Here is a 22,154-nt window from a genome sequence, read left to right as displayed (position 1 = left end):
AGCCCCATGGATCAATCCAATGGTTACGAACAAATAGCGACAGCATTTATAACCTACCGGGGACAAAATGCCTATGGGATCGGCGCGTCGTCCGTTCGTAAGTGGGCGCAGGGGTTGCTACCGGGTGCTACTGTCTTAGACCTTGGATGCGGAACCGGTATCCCTGTTTCTAAAGTGCTGATCGACGAAGGCATGACTGTTTATGGGGTCGACGCCTCTCCCTCGCTGGTGAATGCCTTCAAACAGAATTTTACCGATGCTCCTGTGGCCTGTGAGCCAGTGGAACATTCTCTTTTCTTTAATCGCAAGTTCGATGCTATTATCGCCTGGGGATTGTTATTTCTGCTGCCGGAAAAAACGCAGGCAAGCATCATCCTGAAAGCTGCCAAAGCCTTACGCACCGGTGGAAAATTTTTGTTCACAGCCCCGGACGTAGAGGCTGCATGGAACGATGTCATGACGGGGCAACGTTCAGTGTCGCTGGGATCTGACAGGTATAAAGCGCTGCTGGCAGAAGCTGGGTTATCTTTGGTGAACGAATTTGAAGACGAGGGTGAAAATCATTACTATGATGCTGTCAGGGTTTGAGAGAGGTGCCCTCTATTCTATCTCTTCTTTTCAGTATCTCCCTTACAAAAAATTCGCGCTGTTCCCTGGGCAGTTTATATATTGCATGCTCGTCCTTATCATACACATATTCCTTATATACCTCGAGAAATTTATAGGCAAAGGTGAGCTTATCTGGTGAACCAAAGACATCCTTAATAATCTTTTGCAGGTAAATGATCCTGGCAAGCTCTACATCATCTTCCTTTAAATAAGAAGTCACAATCTCACTAATTGCGTCATAAGCGCTAGCGCCGGAAAGCGCTGCATGTTGAGAATATAATGCCTTCATAAAAGGGAGATCTTCATCAAGAAAAATTAAAATCCCCTGCATAGCATCCTTGATATTTGTCGGTATCAGGCCGGTGAAAATTGATCGGGCTGCTTCCAGATTGTTAGTCAATGCATAAATAAATCCTAAGTTGAAGAGAGCATCTGTATCATCTGGTTGTCTCTTCAACACCTCATTATAACAAGCTATGGCATCATCGTATTGCTCTAGATATTGATACATGCTCCCTAGATTCAGCCATGGATGCTTATCGCTAGAATTTATTTCAGCTGCCCTGTAAAAACACACCTTTGCATCATCATATTTTTCAAGTGACATATGAGATATCCCTAAATTAAGCACAGCCCAAAAATTTTCCGGCTCTATCTCCAACACTTTTAAATAATATTTTCTCGATTTCACATAATCGTTAAGTTCCGAATACAAGGCCCCAAGCAGTCTTAAAGCTTCCAAATTCTTGCGATCCTTTTTCAACGCGATTTGCGCATAGTCAATAGACACATTCAACTCCTTTAAATAATAGTAACTATGAGCAATATCCAGCAACACATCATTATCTTTTTTCCAATCCGACAATTTCATGTACATGGAAATTGAATTCTCATGCTGCTCATTTTCAAAATAGCTGAGTGCAAGACAATAAGTAACAAACTCATCATTAGGGTCGAGTTTATTTGCTTCTTGGAATGCCGCAACAGCATTTTCATTCTGGTCAGACAAAAGATAAGCTACACCCAACTCCGACCAAGACTTTATATTGGTTCGATCGAGTTCAATCGACCTTTGTAAGCATTGAATACTCTTTTCATACTCCTGAAGCTCGCTATATGAGATCCCTAAATGAATCCATGCCAAAGTGCTTCGGGGATTTTCAGTAACCGCTTTCTCGAGCCACTGAACCGCAAGCGAATGGTCTTTGACTTTGGCATAGCAAAACCCAATTGGAATTGACAGTGACTGATTAAAGTCTGGGGCTAATTTAAATGCTTCCGTCAGGCATGTCAAGGCAGTTTTGAAGTCATCAATCATTAGATAACTTTTCCCTAAGTTCACCAACACTTTGACATCCTTTCCCTTAACGTTCTCTAAGAGCGCAATAACGCCCATGAAGTCTTTTTTATCAAATAAAGTCTTCGCCTGCTCCAATGTCGGAGTATCAGTATCAGTAAAGTACTGCATTTTTATTCTGAGGGCTTTTTCCCTTGCCTCAATCTCAAATCTATATTTCTCCTTCAACAATGGCACTCTCTCCTGCATATATAAATTTTCGAATTTACCCCTCTGCTCATATAGCTCGTCATGCGAATAATAAAGCGCTAAAAAATCTATAAACAATGAAGTAATACCCTGCTTCTGTTCTCCCACCTCAATGGCAATGCGTAAAAGTGGCTCTGAAATATCGTAAAGTTTATCACGTTTGCTGGCTGGGTCAGGAATTCCCTCTATTAATCTTCTTCGTTGCAACTCACTCAATTGCTTGGAAATAGACTTATCAGATATAAAGCAGTTCTTTCCGATGTCGGTTCCACGCTTGGGCACTTTACATAAAGCCAGATAGTGAATAATCTTTTGTTGTTGCGGGGGCAGGTACCTTACAAAAGTTTCAAAATAGGGCTTAAGATCGTTCATTGTTTTAATGAAGATAGTCGATAGTTCGGCTAATGAATCAGCCTTCAGAAACTCGTAAAAGGTGACCAATAGCCTGTGATTGCCTTTTACTAGCTCATGAATAGCCCTTACCTGCGATCTGCCTTTGCTTTCCAAGTGCTTTAGCAAGTCTCGCCTGTCCTCCACACTGGCAAGCTGCTTCAGCAAAGCAACCGACTCTTTGTAGCTTAGTGTTTTTAATTCAATAGGCAAAAAGTAGTTGTAGAACGGTTTATCCTCAACCCGCAGATCAGGTATTAAAGATTGAGAGGTGGCTATAAAACTGATGCGGTTATGTCTGAACAGAAAGGCACGAAGCTTATCCTGTCCTGCTTTTTGAATGGCACTGAGCGTTGCATCAAAATTCTCTGTTAAAATCAACAGAGGCTTGTCTTTTATGTAATCGACAATCACAAGTTCTGCCAGGTCCTCTTGTCTGGATGCGGGTGTTTCCCTTATTTTTTCAAGCTCACCTTCCAGGAAAACTGCATCATCGTCATACCATCGCTTAAAGGCATTGATAATTCGAACAAGAAAATCCAGATAGCTGTCGATACCATACTCCTCTTCAGCAAAATAGGCAACTACTAATTCTCTATCTTGTACAAAGGGTTGAATTCTGTGAAAGAGCACTCTCAATATGTGTGTTTTTCCGGAACCTCGCTTACCAATCAAGATAATGTTTGTATTGCTCCCGCTCTCAACAATTTGATTGATATTATTGAATAGCAGGCCAACAACTTCCTTTCGCCCGATCAGCAATTGCTCGAGTATCTGAGGGTCAACGCTCTTAGCACCAAAAGTTAAAAAGGTACCAATACCGTTGTTCACGCCTTGTTCAGCTTCCACCATTTCCGGAATAATTTATATTTGAACTTATAGTGCCTCTTTTCGCCGACAAATGAGCGCATCAGGTAATGTTCCTTGGTCAATGTTGCAAGTGCCAATTTCACCGCAGGCTCTCCTCCAATGTGCTGGGTTATATCTTCTTCGGAAACCGCCTCTTCATGCTTGCACAGCATATCCAGAAGGCCTGTCATAATCCAGGCGTCTTCCTTGCAATAATAGATCTGTATCCTGGTATACAATTGATTGAACGAATCAGAATGGATGGGCTCCTGAAGAAGAGCGTCATACGCTTGCTTAATGCTGGCCCTCGAAATTTCGGAACTGCTTTGCAGAGCCATTATGGCGAAGATCTTATTGATATAGAAGGGAAGGTTTTCAGTAAGCTCACATATTTCATCAAACAATGCGTGCTTACTTTCCAAGCAATCAAAACCGGAGAGTTGAATACATTCGCAAAGGAAAACAGCATCCTCCTTGCTCATGCCCTCGATTGAATAATTAGCTGTATCATTGAAGGCTTCACCTGTATAGTGGTGGTCCTTTCGCAGTCGGTCCAGCACTACGCTCATTCCTATGGACCCACAAATCAGGAACCTGATATTATTTTTCTCTTTTAAGGAATGCCTTATGTTTCGCAAGACATCTAACAATTCCATTGCTTCATTCGATTTACCTGCCTCCAGCCAATTCCATAACATCATGGGAAATTCATCAAGAATGAGCGTCAATATTTCCCCTGAATCGCTCTTGCGGTCTGCAATATCCTCAAGGCATGCCGTAAGTGCATCTTTCCATTTCGATTTAAACTCCGGCAACTTAAACGACACATCTTTTATATTTACCGTTTCAGGTTTAATTGCGTTGTAGAGCAATCTCATTTTATCAAATGAAGATTTTACTAATGCAAAGTTCCTTTGATCACGTAGTGTATTCAACAATGTGTCGGTAATCTCCGTTGGATCTCTAACGCCCTGAAGAATAAAGTAAATAGCTTTGTTGCTGTGATCCTCTTCACGGGTGAAATGTTCCAGCTTTTGAAGCAGTAAAGTCTTTCCCATTCTCCTAAACTGTTCGATCAATACACTTTGCGATTCGAGTATCTGCAAAAGGGTCTTAATTTCGAAAGCTCTGCCTACAATACGCGATGGCGGAATGGTGCCGGCAGTTGGGTTTAAGGCGTAAGGATTCATATATCTAATATAAGATAAAAATATCTTAAGATAAAAATATCGTATAATTTAAAATACTTAACTAACTAAAAGACAACAGCTTATCACTTTTATGCCGTTTATAAATGCGTATTTTCGCGCTTCCAGCTAAAATCAGGGTCTTAAAAAATAGCTTTGTCACGGGCAAGCGGCTTGCTTTCAGTTAAAGACTATTAAGCCAAGGGGTAAAAGTCATTCGATCGTTACGGACGAGATAAAAAAAACACGTCTGATCATAAAACAGCTTAAGCGCCCTGATATGTCATTATTGAAGAAATATGCAAGCCTGCTCCTGCTCACAATCGCTATCCATAGCTATGGCCAGCAACAAACCGCCAACAAACCTGACCGTGTTGCCTGGTTCCAGGACCTGGGGTTTGGCATGTTCATCCACTGGAACGTAGATGTATCGCTTGGGGTGGTGATCAGCCATTCCCTGGCAGGGGCGTCTGACGAGTACGTTGAAAAATACATCAGGGAGCTGCCGGCACTTTTCAATCCAAAAAAATTCAACCCTGAAGAGTGGGCGAAGATGGCCAGGATCGCCGGCATGAAATACATGGTGTTCACCACCAAGCACCATTCCGGCTTCTGCATGTTCGACACCAAAACCACCCCTTTCAACGTGATGAACACACCGTTCGGGCGCGATGTTACCAAAGAGATCATCAACGCTTTCAGAAAAGAAGGCATCGCCATCGGTGTCTACTTCTCACCCGAAGACTTTTACTACCTGTACAAACAAAAGGTACCCATCGGCAGGCGCCAGCATCCGCAGCACTTCCCGGTGAACAACCCGGGGCTCATGGAGTATGACAAAAAACAATTACAGGAGCTGTTCACCAATTACGGAAAGATAGACATCCTATTCATAGACGGCCCGGGAGAAGGCCTGCGCGAGCACGCCTGGAAGCTCAACCCCGACCTGGTGATCACCCGCGATGTAATGACCACACCGGAACAAAATACCCCAGACAAACCGTTGGCCCGGCCCTGGGAAGCCTGCTACACCATGGGCACAGACTGGCAGTACAAACCTACCAACGATCCGCATAAAACAGGAACGGAGATCATCAACGAGCTCATCGACATCCGCGCCAAGGGTGGAAACTTTCTACTCAACGTAGGGCCTAAAGCCGATGGTGAAATTCAAATAGAGCAGCAGGCCCTGCTCCAGGAAGTAGGCCTCTGGAATTTTGCGAATGGCGAGTCGATCTACAAAGTGAAACCGTTGCCGGTGATCGGTGAACACAACATCCTCTATACACAGTCGAACGACAACAAATACATCTACGCGCACGTGTTGCGCCAAAGTGCCGACGACTGGAAATTCGGTGAGCGCAAGGCCTTTGTCTTCACCCACCTGCAGGGCAATGACAAAACAAAGGTAAGCGTGCTCGGCTACAAGAGCGAGCTGGTGGAGTACCAGGAAAACTTCGACGCAAAAGTATACGTGGAATCAACGTCTATCGGCCTGGTTGTAAGCGTGGTGAATGGCCAGCGCTTTTACACCAACCGCCGCTGGCCCAATGCCGTGGTGCTGAAGATAGAAAATGCCACCTTCCGCGAGCAGACCAATGCGAAAACGCTGATCGACGTGGAAAAATAGTCCACAGTCCACCGTCGACAGTCCACGGCTGGGGCGTAGAAGTTTTCGTGGAACGGTTACTGGTGGCAGATCGTCAAAAAAATCCTACTTTCACATCTTATGGATTATAAACAGATCATGTGAAGGAGCTAAAAAAGCATGTCAGAACGTTGTTTGATCTTAGTGAAAAAGAAGCAGAGATCTTTCTTTCGCAATTCACCAGGGTATCTCTCAGCAAGAACGACGTCTTTATGCCAACGGGAAAAGTTTGTCATACCATTGGGCTCATAGAGAAGGGGCTGATGAAATGCGTGTATCACAGGAATGGCGAGGAGACGGTATTCGAGTTTGCGTATGAGAACAGCTTCATTTCTGACTATTACAGTTTTGTAACGCTCACGCCCTCTGAAAAGGAGATCCGCTGCCTGGAAGACACCATCGTACACACCATCTCTAGAGAGAGCCTGGAGAAGTTGGGAAAGGAACACGTTTTTATCGAAAGCATGAGCCGCAAGATCAATGAAAGATTGTTCCTGAGAATGCACGAACGGTTAAAATCCATGCTGCTCGATCCCGCTGCCGAGCGGTATCAAAAGCTGGTAGCCGAAAGACAGGATCTCACGCAGCGCATACCGCAATACCTCATCGCCTCCTACCTTAACGTAAAACCCGAAACCATCAGCAGGATCAGAAAGAAGATCAGCAACCGGCCCTAACCCTCAAAGGGTTTAAAACCCTTTGAGGGTTATTGATCAAGATCAACGAAAAGACGCTTCGCGGTTCCCTAGCTTGGCGCCATGAATGAAGTACAAATACTGACAAAGCAAACCGCGGATGCTTATGGCTGGGCGAACAAGCTGCTCGATACAATCCCTTACACGCAATGGGACGTTACCCCGGACGTGATTCAATCGAATATCACCTGGCAGGCGGGGCATCTGATTGTCAGCTTTTATTATCACTCCATCATGGTGATTACAGGCCATCAGATGGAGGTCCTTCAAAAGATCCCCATGAAAGGATACGGCGGGCTTTTTACCAACACCTCCCCTGCTGCCGCTGTTGGCAAAACAGATCCGGAAACGCTTCACAACCACCTGCGCTACCTGCAGCAGCAGTCCATGGAGACGATCGGATCTTTATCGCCGGCCGATCTTGACAACGACCTCGTTCCCACCCCGATGACACATCCCATCGCCAAAAAGAAAGGTGAAGCGCTGACCTGGAATATATACCACACGTTGTGGCATTGCGGACAGATCGCACTATTGAAAAGGGTGATTGATAGCCGGTTTGAATTTGGATTTAAATAATGTAGAGCGGCAGCTTACCTTGAGGAAGGAATTCCATCGAACAGTATACTTTTTCAGACGAACAAACATATTTCTACACAGGAACTCTTTTTGTTCGGTGAGTTGAAAATTAAAATCAACTCTCTATGAAAAAAACTTTCTCAAAATTCCTGCTACTGCTGGTAGCCGTGATCATGTTTTGCTGCTCCGATGAACCAATCGTTCCAGGCGACCCTGAGCTTACCGAAGACCTTGCAACCTCGGCCAGCGCGTATAGCCCTGACATCTTTGTTGCCGAGATCACCACCACGCAACCGGGCCCCAACTGGCCGGTCGTACCTGTCTCATTTCACATGATGGGCAGCGGTGGAAAAGTATCGATCAATTGGGGAGACGGAACCATTGAAAAAGTGACGATCACTTCGTACCTCGAGGAATACAGTCACCAGTACGACCGCGTTAAGAACTACACCATCAAGATCGATGGCGACATCAAGAACATTGAATACTACGGCATGTCTTACCAGGATGGCGTACGCGTGCGCAATCTTCACCTCTCCGGACTGACCGGGCTTAAGACCATCAACCTGGTCATTATGACCGAAGCCCCGGAAGTGATCAACCTTTCTCATAACAAGCTGCTCGAGGAAATTGATTTTGTCGACCTCACCACATTGAAACAAGTCATCGTGCCCACCACCAACAAGCTTACCGCCATCCGCCTTACGGGATGCACGCAGCTGAGCACGGCCGCCATGGACCACATCATAGGCCGCGTATACCAGTCCGTAGTATCAACCCCACGCACAGGTTCATTCAGCGCCAGCATGAGCTGGTACGACGAAGGGACTATGAACGAAATGATCGGCCCGCCTTCTTCATACTCTATCAACAAATTACGGAAGCTGAGAGATAGTTATGGCTGGAGTGTGTATCCTGGCGCCGACCTTTAAACAACTAAGTAGGTTTTTGCGTGTCCCATGCCTTAAGCGGTGTGGGACACCTGGCGTGTCACCGACGGCGGCACGCCAAAACGTTTTTTGAAGGAGCGGCTGAAATGTGATACGTTTTCGAAACCACTCTCGAAGGTAACTTCGCTGATGGTCTTGCGATGATCATTTAAAAGACGCCAGGCGTGGTTCAGCCGCTGCTCCAATAACCATTTACCGGGAACGGTCTTGAATACCTTTTGAAAATCTCTTTTAAAGGTAGAAAGGCTTCTGTTGCATAAGGTGGCGTATTGCTCGAGCGTGAGGTTGAAACAATAATTCTCTTCCATGATCCGCCGCAACGAGACATGCTGCGGCTCATTCATCAGCGAACCGAAATAAGACAAGAGGTCTGCGTTCTTCGGATTATCGGCGATGGTCAGGATCAGCTCCCGGAACTTCAGTTCCAGCAAAGAGCGGTCGGGCTCGTGCGCCTCACTGAAGTAAGATTCGATCGAATGAAAAAACGCCGACAGCGCATTGCTTTTATCCAGGATCATCACCGGCTCAAAATTGCCTGTCGTGCCCGGAAGTGGTCTTGACCGCGTCTTCAAAGTAGTGCGGATGAACTCATCCGGGATAAAGAACAGCACCACACAAAACCCGATATCCAGGAAGTTCTCAAAGATCCACGCCCCCTTCCGCACAAACACACAGGTCTCCTTGCCGATGTCGTAAGACTTATTCGCCGTGTGCCAGATCTTCCTTCCGTCAACAACATAGAACAGGTAGTTGTACTGGCTCCAGAGGTCGGCAAACCGCGACTTCATCAGCCGGGCCTCCAACGGGCAATTGAAGACAGTGATCAGCGACTCGCTGCAGTTGAACTGGCGATAGTAGTTCGGATGCTGAAGGACGCTGTCGTAAAGATTTACCATAAAAACGTCTGTCCCGATGAGGGCGTAAAATGCTCCCAGCTTTTGAAAGCAGGGCAAAGACACCTTAAAAGTAACACAAAATATAACAAATGGACCTATAAGGCATGGATCTGGACCTATAAGTAAAGCATGCCCCCCGCTAAGTACCTAGCTTTGCTTCATCATCAAGACCTGATATGTCAAAGCAAACAACCACACCTGTCAGCATGACGGCCGAAGAATTTAAGACCGCCGGCTATCACCTGATCGACAGGATCGCCTTTCTTCTGGATACGATCCAGGAAAGGCCCGTTACAACGACCAAAACAGCCGACCAGCTCCGGTCATTTCTCGGAACAGCACCGTTACCTGAAACCGGTATTTCAGCGGACGCGATCATCAAAAGGGCCACGAACCTGCTTTTCGATCATTCGCTTTTGAATGGGCACCCGAAGTTTCTCGGATACATCACCTCATCGGCCACGCCCATCGGCGCGCTGGCTGACCTGCTGGGTGCGGCGGTCAATCCCAATGTAGGTGCCAATATTCTCAGTCCCATGGCAACGGAGATCGAGCAGCAGACCATCCGGTGGCTGGGAGAATTCATTGGCGTTGGCCCTTCGTACGGAGGCATCCTGGTGAGTGGCGGCAACATGGCCAACTTCACCGCTTTTCTCGCGGCAAGAACGGCGAAGGCACCGAAGTCGATCAAAACAGAAGGCATCGCCAGCAGCAAACCTATGACCGTCTATTGTTCAAAAGCTACCCATGCGTGGATTGAAAAAGCTTCTTTTTTCTTCGGCATCGGCACCGGCGGCATCCGCTGGATCGAACAGGACGAGCATCACAGGATCCGGATCGACCTGCTGGAACAAGCGATCACCCGCGACCTGGAGAACGGCTGCAACCCCTTCATGGTGATCGGCAATGCCGGCGACGTGAGCACCGGAGCAGTGGACGACCTGCGATCGATCAGCGCCCTTTGCAAAACGTATGACCTTTGGTTTCACATCGATGGTGCCTATGGCGCGCCGGCAGCTGCGTTGCCCGAGCTCAAAAAGGTTTTCGAAGGAATTGCCGATGCCGATTCCATCGCGATCGATCCACACAAGTGGCTATACAGTCCGCTGGAAGCAGGATGTACGCTGGTAAAAGATCCCAATACGCTGATCGAAACTTACAGCACGCATCCTGTTTACTACAATTTCAACGACACCGAATCCAGGCCACACAACTACCATGAATATGGTTTTCAAAACTCCCGCGGATTCAGAGCGCTAAAGATCTGGGCAGCATTGCAACAGGCAGGCAGGAAAGGCTACATTCAAATGATCCGGCAGAACATCGAGCTGTCGCAACTCCTGTTTCATCTCGCCGACAAACATTCGGAGCTGGAAGCCGTCACACAGCATTTAAGCATCACAACGCTGCGCTATGTTCCACTTCTCGGATTGGACACGATGGATAACAGGGAAACATATTTGAATACGCTCAACGAAGCGCTACTCAATGTGCTTCAGCGAAGCGGAGAAGTGTTTCTATCCAACGCCATCGTTAATGGCAAATATTGCCTGAGAGGATGTATCGTCAATTTCAGGACTTCGGAAAAAGACATTGTGGAGATCGTCGAGACCATTGTGCACGAGGGGCGGAAGCTCCACCGGAAGCTGATGAACCATTCGGCGCCCGTTCAATTGATGAACCATAGACAATAGATTTGAGATATCAGACCTGAGACTTCAGAAAAACAGCTGCGCATTCGATCAAACATCTCATATCTCACATCTACCAATTAAACCTTCACCATAATTTAAAAAAGATGAATCCAAACAAACAACTCTGGGAAAAAGGTGACTTCACCCGCATCGCCGAAACCATGCGTGAAAGTGGTACAGCACTGGTTGCTAAATTGGGGGTCACCAAAGGCCTCAATGTTCTTGACCTTGGCTGTGGCGACGGTACTACGGCCATACCGGCAGCAAAGCTCGGCGCCAACGTAACAGGTGTCGATATAGCCAGCAACCTGGTCAAAGCCGGCACCCAACGTGCAAAAGCGGAAGGCCTTACAAACTGTACGTTCCAGGAAGGTGACGCCACGAACCTGCAGGACCTGAAAGATCACACGTTCGACCTCACCGTCAGTATCTTCGGTGCCATGTTCGCGCCCAAACCTTTTGACGTTGCCAAAGAAATGGTTCGTGTTACACGTCCCGGCGGACGGATCGTGATGGGCAACTGGATCCCGGGAGACCCCACGCTCGTTGCACAGATCCTGAAGATCAGCTCGGCTTATACACCTCCGCCCCCGGAAGGTTTTGTGAGCCCGATGTTGTGGGGTGTGGAAGACCAGGTAGTGGAGCGTTTCGGTGGCGCCGGTGTTCCGAAGCAAAAGATCTCCTTCACCCGTGACACCTACACTTTTAACGGATCTTTTACGCCTGCACAGTTCGTTGAGCGGTTCAAAAATTACTATGGCCCTACCATGAATGCTTTCGAAGCTGCGGAAAAGAACGGCAAGGCAGCCGACCTGCAACGCGAGCTGGAAACATTGTTCAATACCCAGAATAAGAATGGTACCGGAGGTACATCGATCCCCGCTACGTTTCTGAGGGTAACGGTTGAGGTTTAAATACCTTAACCGCAGAGGGCGCGGAGAGAACGCGGAGGGCCGCAGAGCCTACATTCCTCTGCGCTCTTTGCGCCTCCTTTGCGTTCTTTGCGTTTTGCATTTCTGCATTCTACCCGTTGAGCCTAGCCGCTCAAAGTTTCTCCAGTCTTTTCTTGTCCAGCAACATGATGCCGGAATCGATGATATCGATCAGGCCTTCGTCTTTGAAATCGGCGAGGGTACGGTTGAGTGATTCCACGGCAGTGCCAATGATGCCGGAGAGGTCTTTGCGCGATTCGGTGATCACATACGCTGTTGCCTCCCCAAGTCCATATCGCTCGTAGATCCACAACAACGTGCTGGCCACCCGTTGCCGTACGGTATGATAGGCTACCTCCAGCAAACGCCGCTGCGTTTCGATCAACGCCGATGAAAGCGCCTGCATCAGTTTTTTAGCGGCGTCCATGTTGGCAAAAAGCGCCCTGAAGAACTCTTCCTTCTGCAGCACATAGACCTCGGAATCTTCGAGCGCCATGGCGGTCTCCGAATTGATGGAGTTGTAAAAGAACGGGGCTACGCCAATAAAGGTACCGGTGCTGTGCAAGCCCGTGATCAGCTCTTTGCCCTCCTTGCTCGACTTGTAAGTTTTCATTTTACCCTTGTTGATAAAGAAGACCTCCGTGGCCTGCCTGCCTTCGATGAAGGCGATCTCCTTTTTCTTATAAACCCTCAGCGATACCGATTCGCCAAAGCCCTCCCACGTTGCCGGCCTGTGCACGTTGTTGAAAAGATCGTCCAGGTCGATCAGTCCTTCTTTTACAGCCTCTTCGATGTGCTGCTTTTTTTTGATGCGCATCTCGATGGCCTGAAGCAGCTCCAGGCCGTCGAAAGGTTTGATGATGTAATCGTCAGCACCGAGGCGCATGCCCCGCCTGAAATCACTTTTATCGCCCAGGGCTGTAAGAAAGATAAAGGGAATATTACGGGTAGAGCGGTCGTTGCTGAGAATGTGCAGCACGCCATAGCCGTCGAGCACGGGCATCATCACATCGCAAAGGATCAGGTCTGGCTTCAGGCGGGTAGCAATGTCAACGCCTGCTTTTCCGTTGGGAGCGGTGAGCACTTTATAATTTGCCAGCTCCAGGATGCCGGCCAGGTTATCGAGCATTTCAGCATTATCTTCTATGACAAGAATAGTTTTCATATCCTTCATCAAAAAGTGATGTTCATTCCACAGGGATCAACACCTTGAAGGTAGTGCCGTTCTCGTCGCTGGTAAAATCTATGGAGCCGTGCATCAGCTCAACATACTTTTTTACGATATGCAGGCCTAATCCCGTTCCATCGATGCTGGTTGCATTTCTCGACCGGAAAAATCGTTCAAAGATATGCGGCTGATCTTCTTCGAGGATTCCCAGGCCGTGATCGATGACATAAACCAGGAGGCAATCATCGGCAAGATCGCTGATCACCGATACGGTGCCGTTCACCGGTGAATACTTGATGGCGTTGGAGATCAGGTTCATCAGCGTATTGTGCAGCAGGTGGGAATCAACCATCACCGTGCGGCTTTGTCCCCTGGCCGTGTACTCGATGCGCTGGTCAGGTTTCTTTAACGACCGCATTTCTTTTACCACATCTTTGATCGCCTCAACGATGTTGGTCTGCCGGGGTATTGCCTGCACCTTGCCCTCTTCGAGCTTGCCGATGGAAAGAAAGTCGTTCAAAACTTCCGTGAGGTTATTCACCGTTTTTTTGATGCGGTTAATGTGGATGGCCCGCTTCTCTTCGTAACCCGAATCGTTGTATCGCTCCAGCAGGAAGACAGACGACAGGATGGTGCCCAGGGGCGTTCTGAACTCGTGCGACGCCATGGTCACAAACCGCGACTTGAGCTCAACAAGGTTCCTTTCTTTCGCGATAACCCGGTGCAGGTCTTCTTCAAGCCGCTTCCATTGGGTGATGTTGCTGATGATGACCAGGATCTCTTTGATCTCGTCGCGCTGCATGTCAGGCAAGGCAACTGCAATTATATTATAGATCGAGCCTGAAAGCTCCACATCGAACGAAACATGCTCGCCTGAGAACGCCTTTCTGAGCTTGGTCTCATAAACGTTGGCATCGGGATAGATCTCAAAGATCCTGCGGCCGATCAGGTCATCGGCCTTTACTTTCATACGCTCCAGCTCTTTGCCGTCGAGCATGACATACCGAAGGTCCTTGTTCAGAACACCGATGATCCCATTGGGGAAGTTATAAGCCAGGGTATTGTATAACCGCTGGCTGTTCAATAATTCATTCTCTATGTACTTGCGTTCCCTGATCTGGTTATGGAGGTCATGATGCAGGTCTTTAAGCTCCTTCGTACGCTGGGTGACTTTCACTTCCAGTTCTTCATTGGCGCCGATCACCTTTGTAAGCTCTTCATCGATGGCGTTTCGTTCGTTCCGGGCGGCGGTTACATCCTCGCCTGAAAACACATAGGTATGACCGATATTCTCAAGGTCTTTCATGCCAGCCCACCGCCACCGCACACAGTACCCCTCGGTGTTGCCTGCAATGATGGGACAGGTAAAGCTCACGGTGGCCGCCCGGGGGTTCAAAAAGAATTCCATAGCCTCCGATCGTATTTCAGGGGGAATGTGATCAAGCCAATTGCCATTCAGGCCACCTTCGGTTACACCGAGCAGCTTCTTTCCATGGTTGTTGATGTACAGTATTCTGCCGTCGCTTCCTATGGCGAGCAGAAAGACAGGCGCGAGATCCATCAGCACGTTGTGAAATTCCTGGTGCCACTCCAGGCCCTGCGACAACGGAGAGGGCAAGGGAGTATCTTCCACGAACAAAACCTCGTACTCTTCCGTCTCCCACGTAAAGGGATGTTTGCTCACCTTAAGCCCTTCCTTGCTGTTTTTATTCTCTTTTAAGACCATATCCTGCCGGGGGGTATCTTCACCTGGATGATCTGCGGTATCTGCTTGAACCAATTGCTGCAGCTTGTGATGCAGCTCGTCTCCTTTGTCACAATCGAACAGAAACATTGCTTTGGCGTTGGCAGCCACCACCTCCCCCACCTTGTTCATGATCACAATACCCTGGCTGCATCCTTCCACCAATGCATCAAAAAACTTTTTATACTTTGACCCTGCCGAGACCAGCGTGTGGCTGAATCGGATGTACAGGAAGATAACAAGCCAGATAGTGATCGCGTAAAGCAGCTCCACCGCCAGGAGGGTTTTCTTATCCAGTCCCCTGACGGAGATCATCACGCCTGCAAAGGAAAGCAGTACAGCGATGGTCATTACAAACATCACCTTGCGGTCTCTTGCAGACTCCGCCCTCATCCCGAACAGCATGAGGTACAAAATGCCGGTTAAAGCAAGCAAGATGGCAATGACGTTAAGGATAGTAATAAGCATTCTGCACTTTTTGTGATCACACCAATACCAGAAGGATATGGCACACTTCCTCTTATATTCTGTATTCCTTACTTTGGTTTATTATTCTGGTACCTATAAAATATATACCGCGAACGACCCCGATAACATGCTTCTTTTACGATAAAACAATGCAGGCACGGCAATGATTTTTTATTTGCGCTTCAGTAACAATTCAAAAAATTCGTGCAGGACTTTAATTTACCCCACAGCGCTATCACCAGCATGACGAACGGGGCGGGCAGCACTGTTTATAACCAAGAATTGACCGGAAGAACAACGGTGAGAAGTTTGGAAGTCGGAATATTTATCATTGCGCAAGAATGACAAATATCATCGTTGGCACTGGATTTTGATGACTACTTTCACTCCGCAAATACTTTACCCCAGAACAAGATTGTATGCCAATGCCGGTTAAACATGAGCATTTATTTACACAATCGACACCTGAAATCTGTCCCTTCGGCAACAGAAAGGAATCCCATAAAAATTCGATTTTCACAAATGAGGCTTTTGGTCAAAAGCCCTTCTTTTGTTTATCGCCAGAATCAACCCAACCCAAACAACGACCTTATGAAAATCACCATTTTAGTCATCGAAGACAATGCGGAAATGTCAGAGAACATTTGCAGCATTCTCGGCCTGGCTCATTACAACGTGCTCAGCGCCCCCAATGGCAAGGCAGGGATCGAACTCGCCCAGCAGCACCACCCCGACCTGATCCTATGTGACATCATGATGCCTGACCTGGACGGGTATGGTGTACTCCATATCCTGAACAGCGATCCCGATATGGCCAGCATTCCCTTTATCTTTCTCACAGCCAAAGCCGATAAGGCTGATATGCGTACAGGCATGAACCTGGGCGCCGATGACTACATCACCAAACCATTCTACGGACTTGACCTGCTGAAAGTGATCGAAGTGAGACTGCGGAAGAGCAATTACATCAAGGCGAATTACACCAACGACATGACGTCAGTGACTCACCTGAAGGACCGGGTCAACGAGCTGAAGAACCACAAGTTATTCGAGCACCAGCATACCCGCCTCTTCCGAAAAAAGGAGTTCATCTTTATGGAAGGCCAGTCTGCCTCCGATCTTTTCTACATCGTAAGAGGCAGGGTGAAAACGTACAAAGTAAACTACGAAGGAAAAGAGTTAATCACCGGTTTTCACAAAGGCGGAGATTACCTGGGCTACGTTTCGCTGGTGGAAGACCTGCCCCACATCGAAAGCGCCGAGGTAAGAGAAGACTCCGAGATCGCCATCATCCCCAAGCAGGACTTCCTGAACAAGATCTACTCCAGCAGAGACATCGCCAAGATGTTCATCAAAATGCTATCGTTCAACCTGATTGAAGCCGAAAGCCGTTTACTGGACATTGCCTACCAATCGGTTCGCCAACGCGTAGCCGGCGCATTGTTGAAGATCAACGACCTGTACATCCTCAACAAAAAATCGGTCATCACCATCACACGTAAAGATATTTCAAGCATGATCGGCACCGCCACCGAATCATTGAACAGGACCCTCGCCGATTTTAAGGAAGAAGGCCTTATTGACATTCAGGGTGAAGGCATCCGCATCCTCGACAAATCACGACTTGAACGGAATAACAAGAGACCGAGTCATGCACCACTTTTACGAGTATAAATACGAGTATGAAAAAGAGTGAGGAGTAAAAGCCCAGGAGTCAGAAGCCAGGAGTCAGGAGTCAGAATGGCACACCTAATTTCAACGACATACCGTTGACCGTGGGGACACTCTTCTGACTTCTGGCTCCTGACTCCTGGCTTCTTGTTTTTCACCATCTATCATCAGTACTGAGTACCTCATGCCCGTTCGAGCGCAGAATCCTATCCCGTTTGAATAATTTAAGGTCGGCTTCTACCATTTCTTTAACAAGCTCTTTAACCGTGATTCGCGGTTCCCAGTTCAGCACCTTGCGGGCTTTGGATGAATCACCGATGAGGATGTCTACTTCTGCAAGGCGGAAATAGCGCGGGTCTACGGCAACCACCACAGTACCCAGGGGGATATAATAATTGAGGTTCACGCTGTCGACCACCACACCGATCTCTTCTGCTCCTTCACCGACAAACTCGAGCGTAATACCCACTTCGGCAAACGCCATTTTGGTGAAGTCACGTACCGTTGTACTCTCTCCGGTGGCGATCACAAAGTCCTGCGGTTTATCCTGCTGCAGCATCAGCCACATGGCTTCCACGTAATCTTTGGCATGACCCCAGTCGCGTTTTGCGTTCAGGTTGCCAAGGTACAGCTTGTCCTGCATGCCGAGGGCGATGCGGGCCACGGCGCGGGTGATCTTGCGGGTAACGAAGGTCTCACCACGGATGGGTGACTCATGATTAAACAGGATGCCATTGCAGGCAAACATTCTATACGCTTCCCTGTAATTGACAACGATCCAGTATCCGTAAAGCTTGGCTGCTGCGTAGGGCGAGCGCGGGTAAAAAGGTGTACGCTCGCTTTGTGGGATCTCGTGCACCATTCCGTAAAGCTCGGAAGTAGATGCCTGGTAAAGTCTGGTCTTGTCAGTGAGGTTCAGGATCCTGATCGCCTCCAGGATGCGCAGTGTGCCCAGGGCGTCTGTGTTGGCTGTGTACTCGGGGATGTCATAGCTCACCTTCACATGCGACATTGCCGCCAGGTTGTAGATCTCGTCGGGTTGAACTTCCTGGATGATGCGGATAATATTTCCTGCGTCGGTCAGGTCACCATAGTGCAGCTTGAAATGAATATTGCCTTCATGGAGGTCCTGGTAGAGGTGGTCGATCCGCTCGGTATTGATCAGCGAGCTGCGCCTCTTGATGCCATGCACCATATACCCTTTTTGCAGGAGGAAGGCCGACAGGTAAGCACCATCCTGTCCTGTTACGCCGGTGATCAAAGCTGTTTTTCGTCCTTGCATGATGATAGTGTTTTGATTCAGGGCAATGTTACAGACCGCTACCTTTTCTGACCATGAGGAAAATTTTTGCCTGCGATGATTGTAGTCATTCTTGACCGCCGTGTTTGCAGTTTACTTTGAAGCTTAGTAAAAAACGCGTGAGCCCCTCACCACAAGCGAAAAACCAACAGCAACCCTGACCCTGAAATTGTATGGACGACAAGTACTACTCCCGCATCATCAAAGTGCTGATCTTCATTGTTGACTTTTACATCATCCAGGTGGTCTTCACCCTCGCCAAAGGGCTTCACTTCGCCGAAGGCATTTCGGACTTCCGGTATACGGCGCTCTTTCTCGTGTTCGCCCTGATCTGGATCGTGGCGGGTTTCATCAACGAGATCTACAGGATCAACAAGTTCAGCGTGCTCAAGAGCGTCGGCAAACAGCTGATCAGCACGCTCTTTGTGCACATCACGCTGCTGCTGGCCATCCTGTATTCCGTTCAGTCATTCCAGATCGGCGTCAGGTTCTTCGTGTTCACCTACGTATCCACCACGGTGCTGATCGTCGCCGCCCGGATCACTCTCAAGCTCATCGGCAAATATTTCGAGTTTTCGGGTTTTGACCAGCGCAACGTGATCATCATCGGCGCCACACGTTCAGGAAAAGAGCTCTACAATTTTTTCATTTCGCAGGATTATCCCCGTTACTGTTTCAAAGGTTTCTTCGACGACAGCCCCGACACGTCACTGGTAAACGCCAAGCTGGTGAAGGGCTCTATCAACAAGGTGCCCGAATACTGCCTGGCGGAGAACATAGAGGAAATATATTACGCTCTTCCCCTCTATAATCAGAGGCTGATCAAGAACCTGGCAAAATTCTCCGACGATCATTACATCTACCTGAGAATAGTGCCTGACTTCGGCACGGTGGTGACAGAAAATCACCACGTGTTCATTTACAATTCCACGCCGGTGCTCACCACACGCAACGAGCCATTGGGCATCAGCATCAACGCCGGATTGAAAAGGGTCTTCGATATCGTGTTCTCTTTGTTCATCATCTCCACCGTACTGCTGGTAGCCACGCCGGTGATCGCGCTGCTGATCAGGCTCGACTCCAAAGGCCCCATCGTTTTCAAACAGCTGCGCCGGGGAAAGAAGAACAAACTGTTCGAGTGTTACAAGTTCAGGACCATGTATGTGAACAATACACCGGATCAGCAGGCCACGCGGAACGACCCCCGCGTTACAAGGGTGGGCAAATACCTGCGCAAGTATAACCTCGACGAGCTGCCGCAGTTTATCAATGTGCTGCTGGGCAATATGTCTGTGGTGGGTCCGCGGCCGCACATCAGCAAGCAGGATGAATATTCACGCCTCATCAAAAAATACAAGGTACGACACTTTGTCACCCCCGGCATTACCGGCTACGCACAGGTAAACGGTTATCGCGGCGAAACGAAGGAAATATCGCAGATGGAGAAACGTGTTGAATACGACGTTATGTACATGGAGAACTGGAGCTTTGCGCTCGACCTGAAGATCATCTGCCTGACGGTCCTCAATATCTTCCGCGGCGAAAAGGCAGCCTACTAAACGGAGCGCAACATGACCAGGGCAACGCTGTTCAAAACACAGATCTCGTCGGGCTCCTATCGCGACTTTATCGGCAACATCATGGGGCTGTCGGAGACAAGGCCGTCTTCGTATGTGTGCTTTGCCAACGTTCACATGATCACCACCTGCTACCGCGATGAAAAGTTCAATCAGGTGGTGAACGGTGCCGACATCGTTGCCCCTGACGGGAAACCGATCGCCGTATGGCTCCGCCTTTTCAATCGCCTGAAGCAGCCGAAGATCAGCGGCCCGGATATCTTTCCCGACCTGTTGAAGGAAGCCGCACTGCGCCAGAAAAAAGTTTTCTTTTACGGATCCACTGAAGCTGTGCTGCAGAAGATCACCGCCAGGGCAGCGATGGAATTCCCCGCGCTAAAGATCGCCGGATATTATGCGCCTCCGTTCCACGACCCCACACCACGTGAAGAGATGGCCATCAACATTTTGATCAATGCGTTAAGCCCCGATCTCATGTTCGTCGCGCTCGGATGCCCCAAGCAGGAAAAGTACATGGCCTCGCATGTGGGGAAGATCAACACCTGCATGCTGGGGATGGGCCAGGCTTTCCGGATCTATGCAGGAGAAATTGAAAGGGCCCCGCGATGGATGCAACACGCCGGACTGGAGTGGGCGCATCGCCTGTGGACCGAGCCCGGCCGCCTCTGGAAACGTTATGCCTACACCAACACGCTGTTCCTGTTCATCACCCTCCGGCACATGATCCTGTCGCTGGTGCGGAAGCGTTCGTTTCAAAATACGCAGACATTATAACACCCAGAACTATGCTGTTCCATACGCTCGACTTCGCTATCTTCCTGCCCATTGTATTTGTCTTGTACTGGTTTGTCACCAACAGGAACCTGCGGCTGCAGAACCTGCTCATCGTGCTGGCCAGCTACCTGTTCTACGGATGGTGGGACTTCCGGTTCCTGGTACTTTTATTCTTCAGCAGCTTCGTCGACTTCTGCGTAGGCATTTACCTTGGAAAGGAGAACCATCCGCGGAACAGAAAAATGCTGCTGTGGATCAGCCTCATCGTAAACCTCGGCATGCTGGGCTTCTTCAAATACTATAATTTCTTTCTCCAGAATTTTGTCGATGCATTTTCATTCTTCGGAAAAAAAGTAGAACCAGATTCGTTGAAGATCATCCTGCCGGTGGGCATCAGCTTCTACAGCTTTCAAACCCTTGGCTACGTCATGGATCTGTACCGGCGGAAGCTGGAGCCCGCCAGGGACTTCATAACGTTCTCAGCATTTGTGAGCTTCTTTCCACAGCTGGTAGCCGGTCCTATCGAGCGCGCCACCCATATGCTCCCGCAATTTCATGTGAAAAGATATTTCAACCATGACCAGGCCGTCAATGGCTTGCGGCAAATGCTCTGGGGATTTTTCAAAAAGATGGTGATCGCCGATAACTGCGCCATTTACGCCAACATGATCTTCGACAATTCTTCCTCGTACGCCGGGCCAACCCTGGTGCTGGGCGCGTTATTCTTCGCCTTCCAGATCTATTGTGATTTCTCCGGATATTCAGACATTGCCCTGGGCACGGCGCGGCTGTTCGGGTTCGAGCTCATGCGCAACTTCGCCTATCCGTACTTCTCAAGGGACATCGGTGAGTTCTGGCGACGGTGGCACATCTCACTGTCGACCTGGTTTCGCGACTACGTTTACATTCCGCTGGGCGGCAGCCAGGGAAGCGCCGTGATCAAGATCCGGAACATCTTCATCATCTTCCTGGTAAGCGGCTTCTGGCATGGCGCCAACTGGACGTTCATTGCCTGGGGCGCGCTCAATGCATTATACTTTCTCCCGCTAATGCTGGCACACAAAAATCGCGACAACATCGCCATCGCTGCACAGGGGCACCTGCTGCCTTCCGCCAGGGAGCTGGCCGGCATGATCATCACTTTCAGCCTGACACTCATCGCCTGGATCTTCTTCCGCGCAGAAAATATGCAGCACGCCCTCTCCTACCTCGAGCGTATGTTCGGAGGCCTCACCGATCCCGCGGCTTACCGCGAAGCATGGACCTTTATCCATGTAAACACGGGCTTCGCCATTCACTTCCTCATTGCCGCGTTCATCGTGCTCGAGTGGATCGGAAGGGACAGCCAGTATGCCATACAACACTTCAGTCTCGGGTGGCGCAAACCGGTTCGCTGGGCGTTCTATTACTCCATCGCTGTGATCATCTTCCTTTACGCAGGCAAAGAGCAGCAATTCATTTATTTCCAATTCTAAGC

17 protein-coding genes are annotated in these 22,154 nt (G+C 48.7%); 11 read left to right on the top strand and 6 right to left on the bottom strand.

The features are described from left to right. Positions 1-6: 6 nt before the first annotated feature. Positions 7-588: a class I SAM-dependent methyltransferase gene (locus tag KK083_RS26010; protein WP_254168948.1), complete on the top strand. Its 582-nt coding sequence runs from the start codon at positions 7-9 to the stop codon at positions 586-588. Here the strand turns inward: KK083_RS26010 and KK083_RS26005 are convergent. Both KK083_RS26005 and KK083_RS26000 read right to left on the bottom strand, forming a co-directional pair. Then, entirely contained in the window at positions 578-3,397 is a 2,820-nt protein-coding gene (locus KK083_RS26005; protein ID WP_254168946.1) for an ATP-binding protein, read from the bottom strand. The genes KK083_RS26010 and KK083_RS26005 overlap by 11 nt on opposite strands. Then, on the bottom strand, positions 3,373-4,584 hold the full coding sequence (locus KK083_RS26000; RefSeq protein WP_254168944.1) for an ATP-binding protein: 1,212 nt from the start codon (positions 4,582-4,584) through the stop codon (positions 3,373-3,375). Before KK083_RS26000 ends, KK083_RS26005 begins: the two co-directional genes overlap by 25 nt. 277 nt (positions 4,585-4,861) lie before the next feature. Between KK083_RS26000 and KK083_RS25995 the strand changes: the two genes are divergently transcribed. The 4 genes from KK083_RS25995 (at position 4,862) to KK083_RS25980 (ending at position 8,435) form a co-directional block, all read left to right on the top strand. Next, the gene (locus KK083_RS25995) at positions 4,862-6,211 is read left to right on the top strand and encodes an alpha-L-fucosidase (RefSeq protein WP_254168942.1); all 1,350 of its coding nucleotides are present in this window, start codon (positions 4,862-4,864) and stop codon (positions 6,209-6,211) included. 119 nt (positions 6,212-6,330) lie between these two features. Continuing rightward, positions 6,331-6,906 (top strand): Crp/Fnr family transcriptional regulator, encoded by a 576-nt coding sequence (locus KK083_RS25990; RefSeq protein WP_254168940.1) that lies wholly within the window; start codon positions 6,331-6,333, stop codon positions 6,904-6,906. A gap of 81 nt (positions 6,907-6,987) precedes the next feature. Beyond that, positions 6,988-7,503, top strand: a complete 516-nt coding sequence (locus KK083_RS25985; RefSeq protein WP_254168938.1) for a DinB family protein — start codon at positions 6,988-6,990, stop codon at positions 7,501-7,503. Positions 7,504-7,628: 125 nt separating this feature from the next. Beyond that, positions 7,629-8,435, top strand: coding sequence for a hypothetical protein (locus KK083_RS25980; RefSeq protein ID WP_254168936.1), 807 nt, complete (start codon positions 7,629-7,631; stop codon positions 8,433-8,435). A 32-nt stretch (positions 8,436-8,467) separates the two neighbouring features. Here KK083_RS25980 and KK083_RS25975 read toward each other — a convergent pair whose 3' ends face one another. Then, complete coding sequence (locus KK083_RS25975) at positions 8,468-9,349, bottom strand: helix-turn-helix domain-containing protein (RefSeq protein WP_254168934.1); 882 nt, start codon at positions 9,347-9,349, stop codon at positions 8,468-8,470. A 176-nt stretch (positions 9,350-9,525) separates the two neighbouring features. Here KK083_RS25975 and KK083_RS25970 point away from each other — a divergent pair, with 176 nt between their 5' ends. Both KK083_RS25970 and KK083_RS25965 read left to right on the top strand, forming a co-directional pair. Then, positions 9,526-11,043: a pyridoxal phosphate-dependent decarboxylase family protein gene (locus KK083_RS25970; RefSeq protein ID WP_254168932.1), complete on the top strand. Its 1,518-nt coding sequence runs from the start codon at positions 9,526-9,528 to the stop codon at positions 11,041-11,043. Positions 11,044-11,147: 104 nt separating this feature from the next. Then, the gene (locus tag KK083_RS25965; RefSeq protein ID WP_254168930.1) at positions 11,148-11,957 is read left to right on the top strand and encodes a class I SAM-dependent methyltransferase; all 810 of its coding nucleotides are present in this window, start codon (positions 11,148-11,150) and stop codon (positions 11,955-11,957) included. Positions 11,958-12,087: 130 nt separating this feature from the next. On the opposite strand, the gene KK083_RS25960 is transcribed toward KK083_RS25965, so the two are convergent. Next, on the bottom strand, positions 12,088-13,140 hold the full coding sequence (locus KK083_RS25960) for a response regulator (protein WP_254168928.1): 1,053 nt from the start codon (positions 13,138-13,140) through the stop codon (positions 12,088-12,090). A gap of 22 nt (positions 13,141-13,162) precedes the next feature. After that, positions 13,163-15,355: a sensor histidine kinase gene (locus tag KK083_RS25955; RefSeq protein ID WP_254168926.1), complete on the bottom strand. Its 2,193-nt coding sequence runs from the start codon at positions 15,353-15,355 to the stop codon at positions 13,163-13,165. A 591-nt stretch (positions 15,356-15,946) separates the two neighbouring features. Between KK083_RS25955 and KK083_RS25950 the strand changes: the two genes are divergently transcribed. Further along, positions 15,947-17,029: a response regulator gene (locus KK083_RS25950; protein ID WP_254168924.1), complete on the top strand. Its 1,083-nt coding sequence runs from the start codon at positions 15,947-15,949 to the stop codon at positions 17,027-17,029. Between the two features lie 151 nt (positions 17,030-17,180). Here the strand turns inward: KK083_RS25950 and gmd are convergent, their stop codons facing one another. Beyond that, complete coding sequence (gene gmd / locus KK083_RS25945; protein WP_254168922.1) at positions 17,181-18,308, bottom strand: GDP-mannose 4,6-dehydratase; 1,128 nt, start codon at positions 18,306-18,308, stop codon at positions 17,181-17,183. Positions 18,309-18,499: 191 nt separating this feature from the next. Here gmd and KK083_RS25940 point away from each other — a divergent pair, with 191 nt between their 5' ends. The 3 genes from KK083_RS25940 to KK083_RS25930 are packed head-to-tail and all read left to right on the top strand — an operon-like array spanning position 18,500 to position 22,152. Further along, complete coding sequence (locus tag KK083_RS25940) at positions 18,500-19,885, top strand: undecaprenyl-phosphate glucose phosphotransferase (RefSeq protein ID WP_254168919.1); 1,386 nt, start codon at positions 18,500-18,502, stop codon at positions 19,883-19,885. A gap of 12 nt (positions 19,886-19,897) precedes the next feature. After that, positions 19,898-20,677 (top strand): WecB/TagA/CpsF family glycosyltransferase, encoded by a 780-nt coding sequence (locus KK083_RS25935; RefSeq protein WP_254168917.1) that lies wholly within the window; start codon positions 19,898-19,900, stop codon positions 20,675-20,677. Positions 20,678-20,688: 11 nt separating this feature from the next. Beyond that, positions 20,689-22,152, top strand: a complete 1,464-nt coding sequence (locus tag KK083_RS25930) for an MBOAT family O-acyltransferase (RefSeq protein ID WP_254168914.1) — start codon at positions 20,689-20,691, stop codon at positions 22,150-22,152. Positions 22,153-22,154 lie beyond the last annotated feature (2 nt).

This window comes from Chryseosolibacter histidinae, from assembly GCF_018598225.1.
In the GTDB taxonomy this organism is placed as follows: Bacteria; Bacteroidota; Bacteroidia; order Cytophagales; family Cyclobacteriaceae; genus Chryseosolibacter; species Chryseosolibacter histidini.
This window is presented reverse-complemented; position numbering and strand designations above follow the sequence as displayed.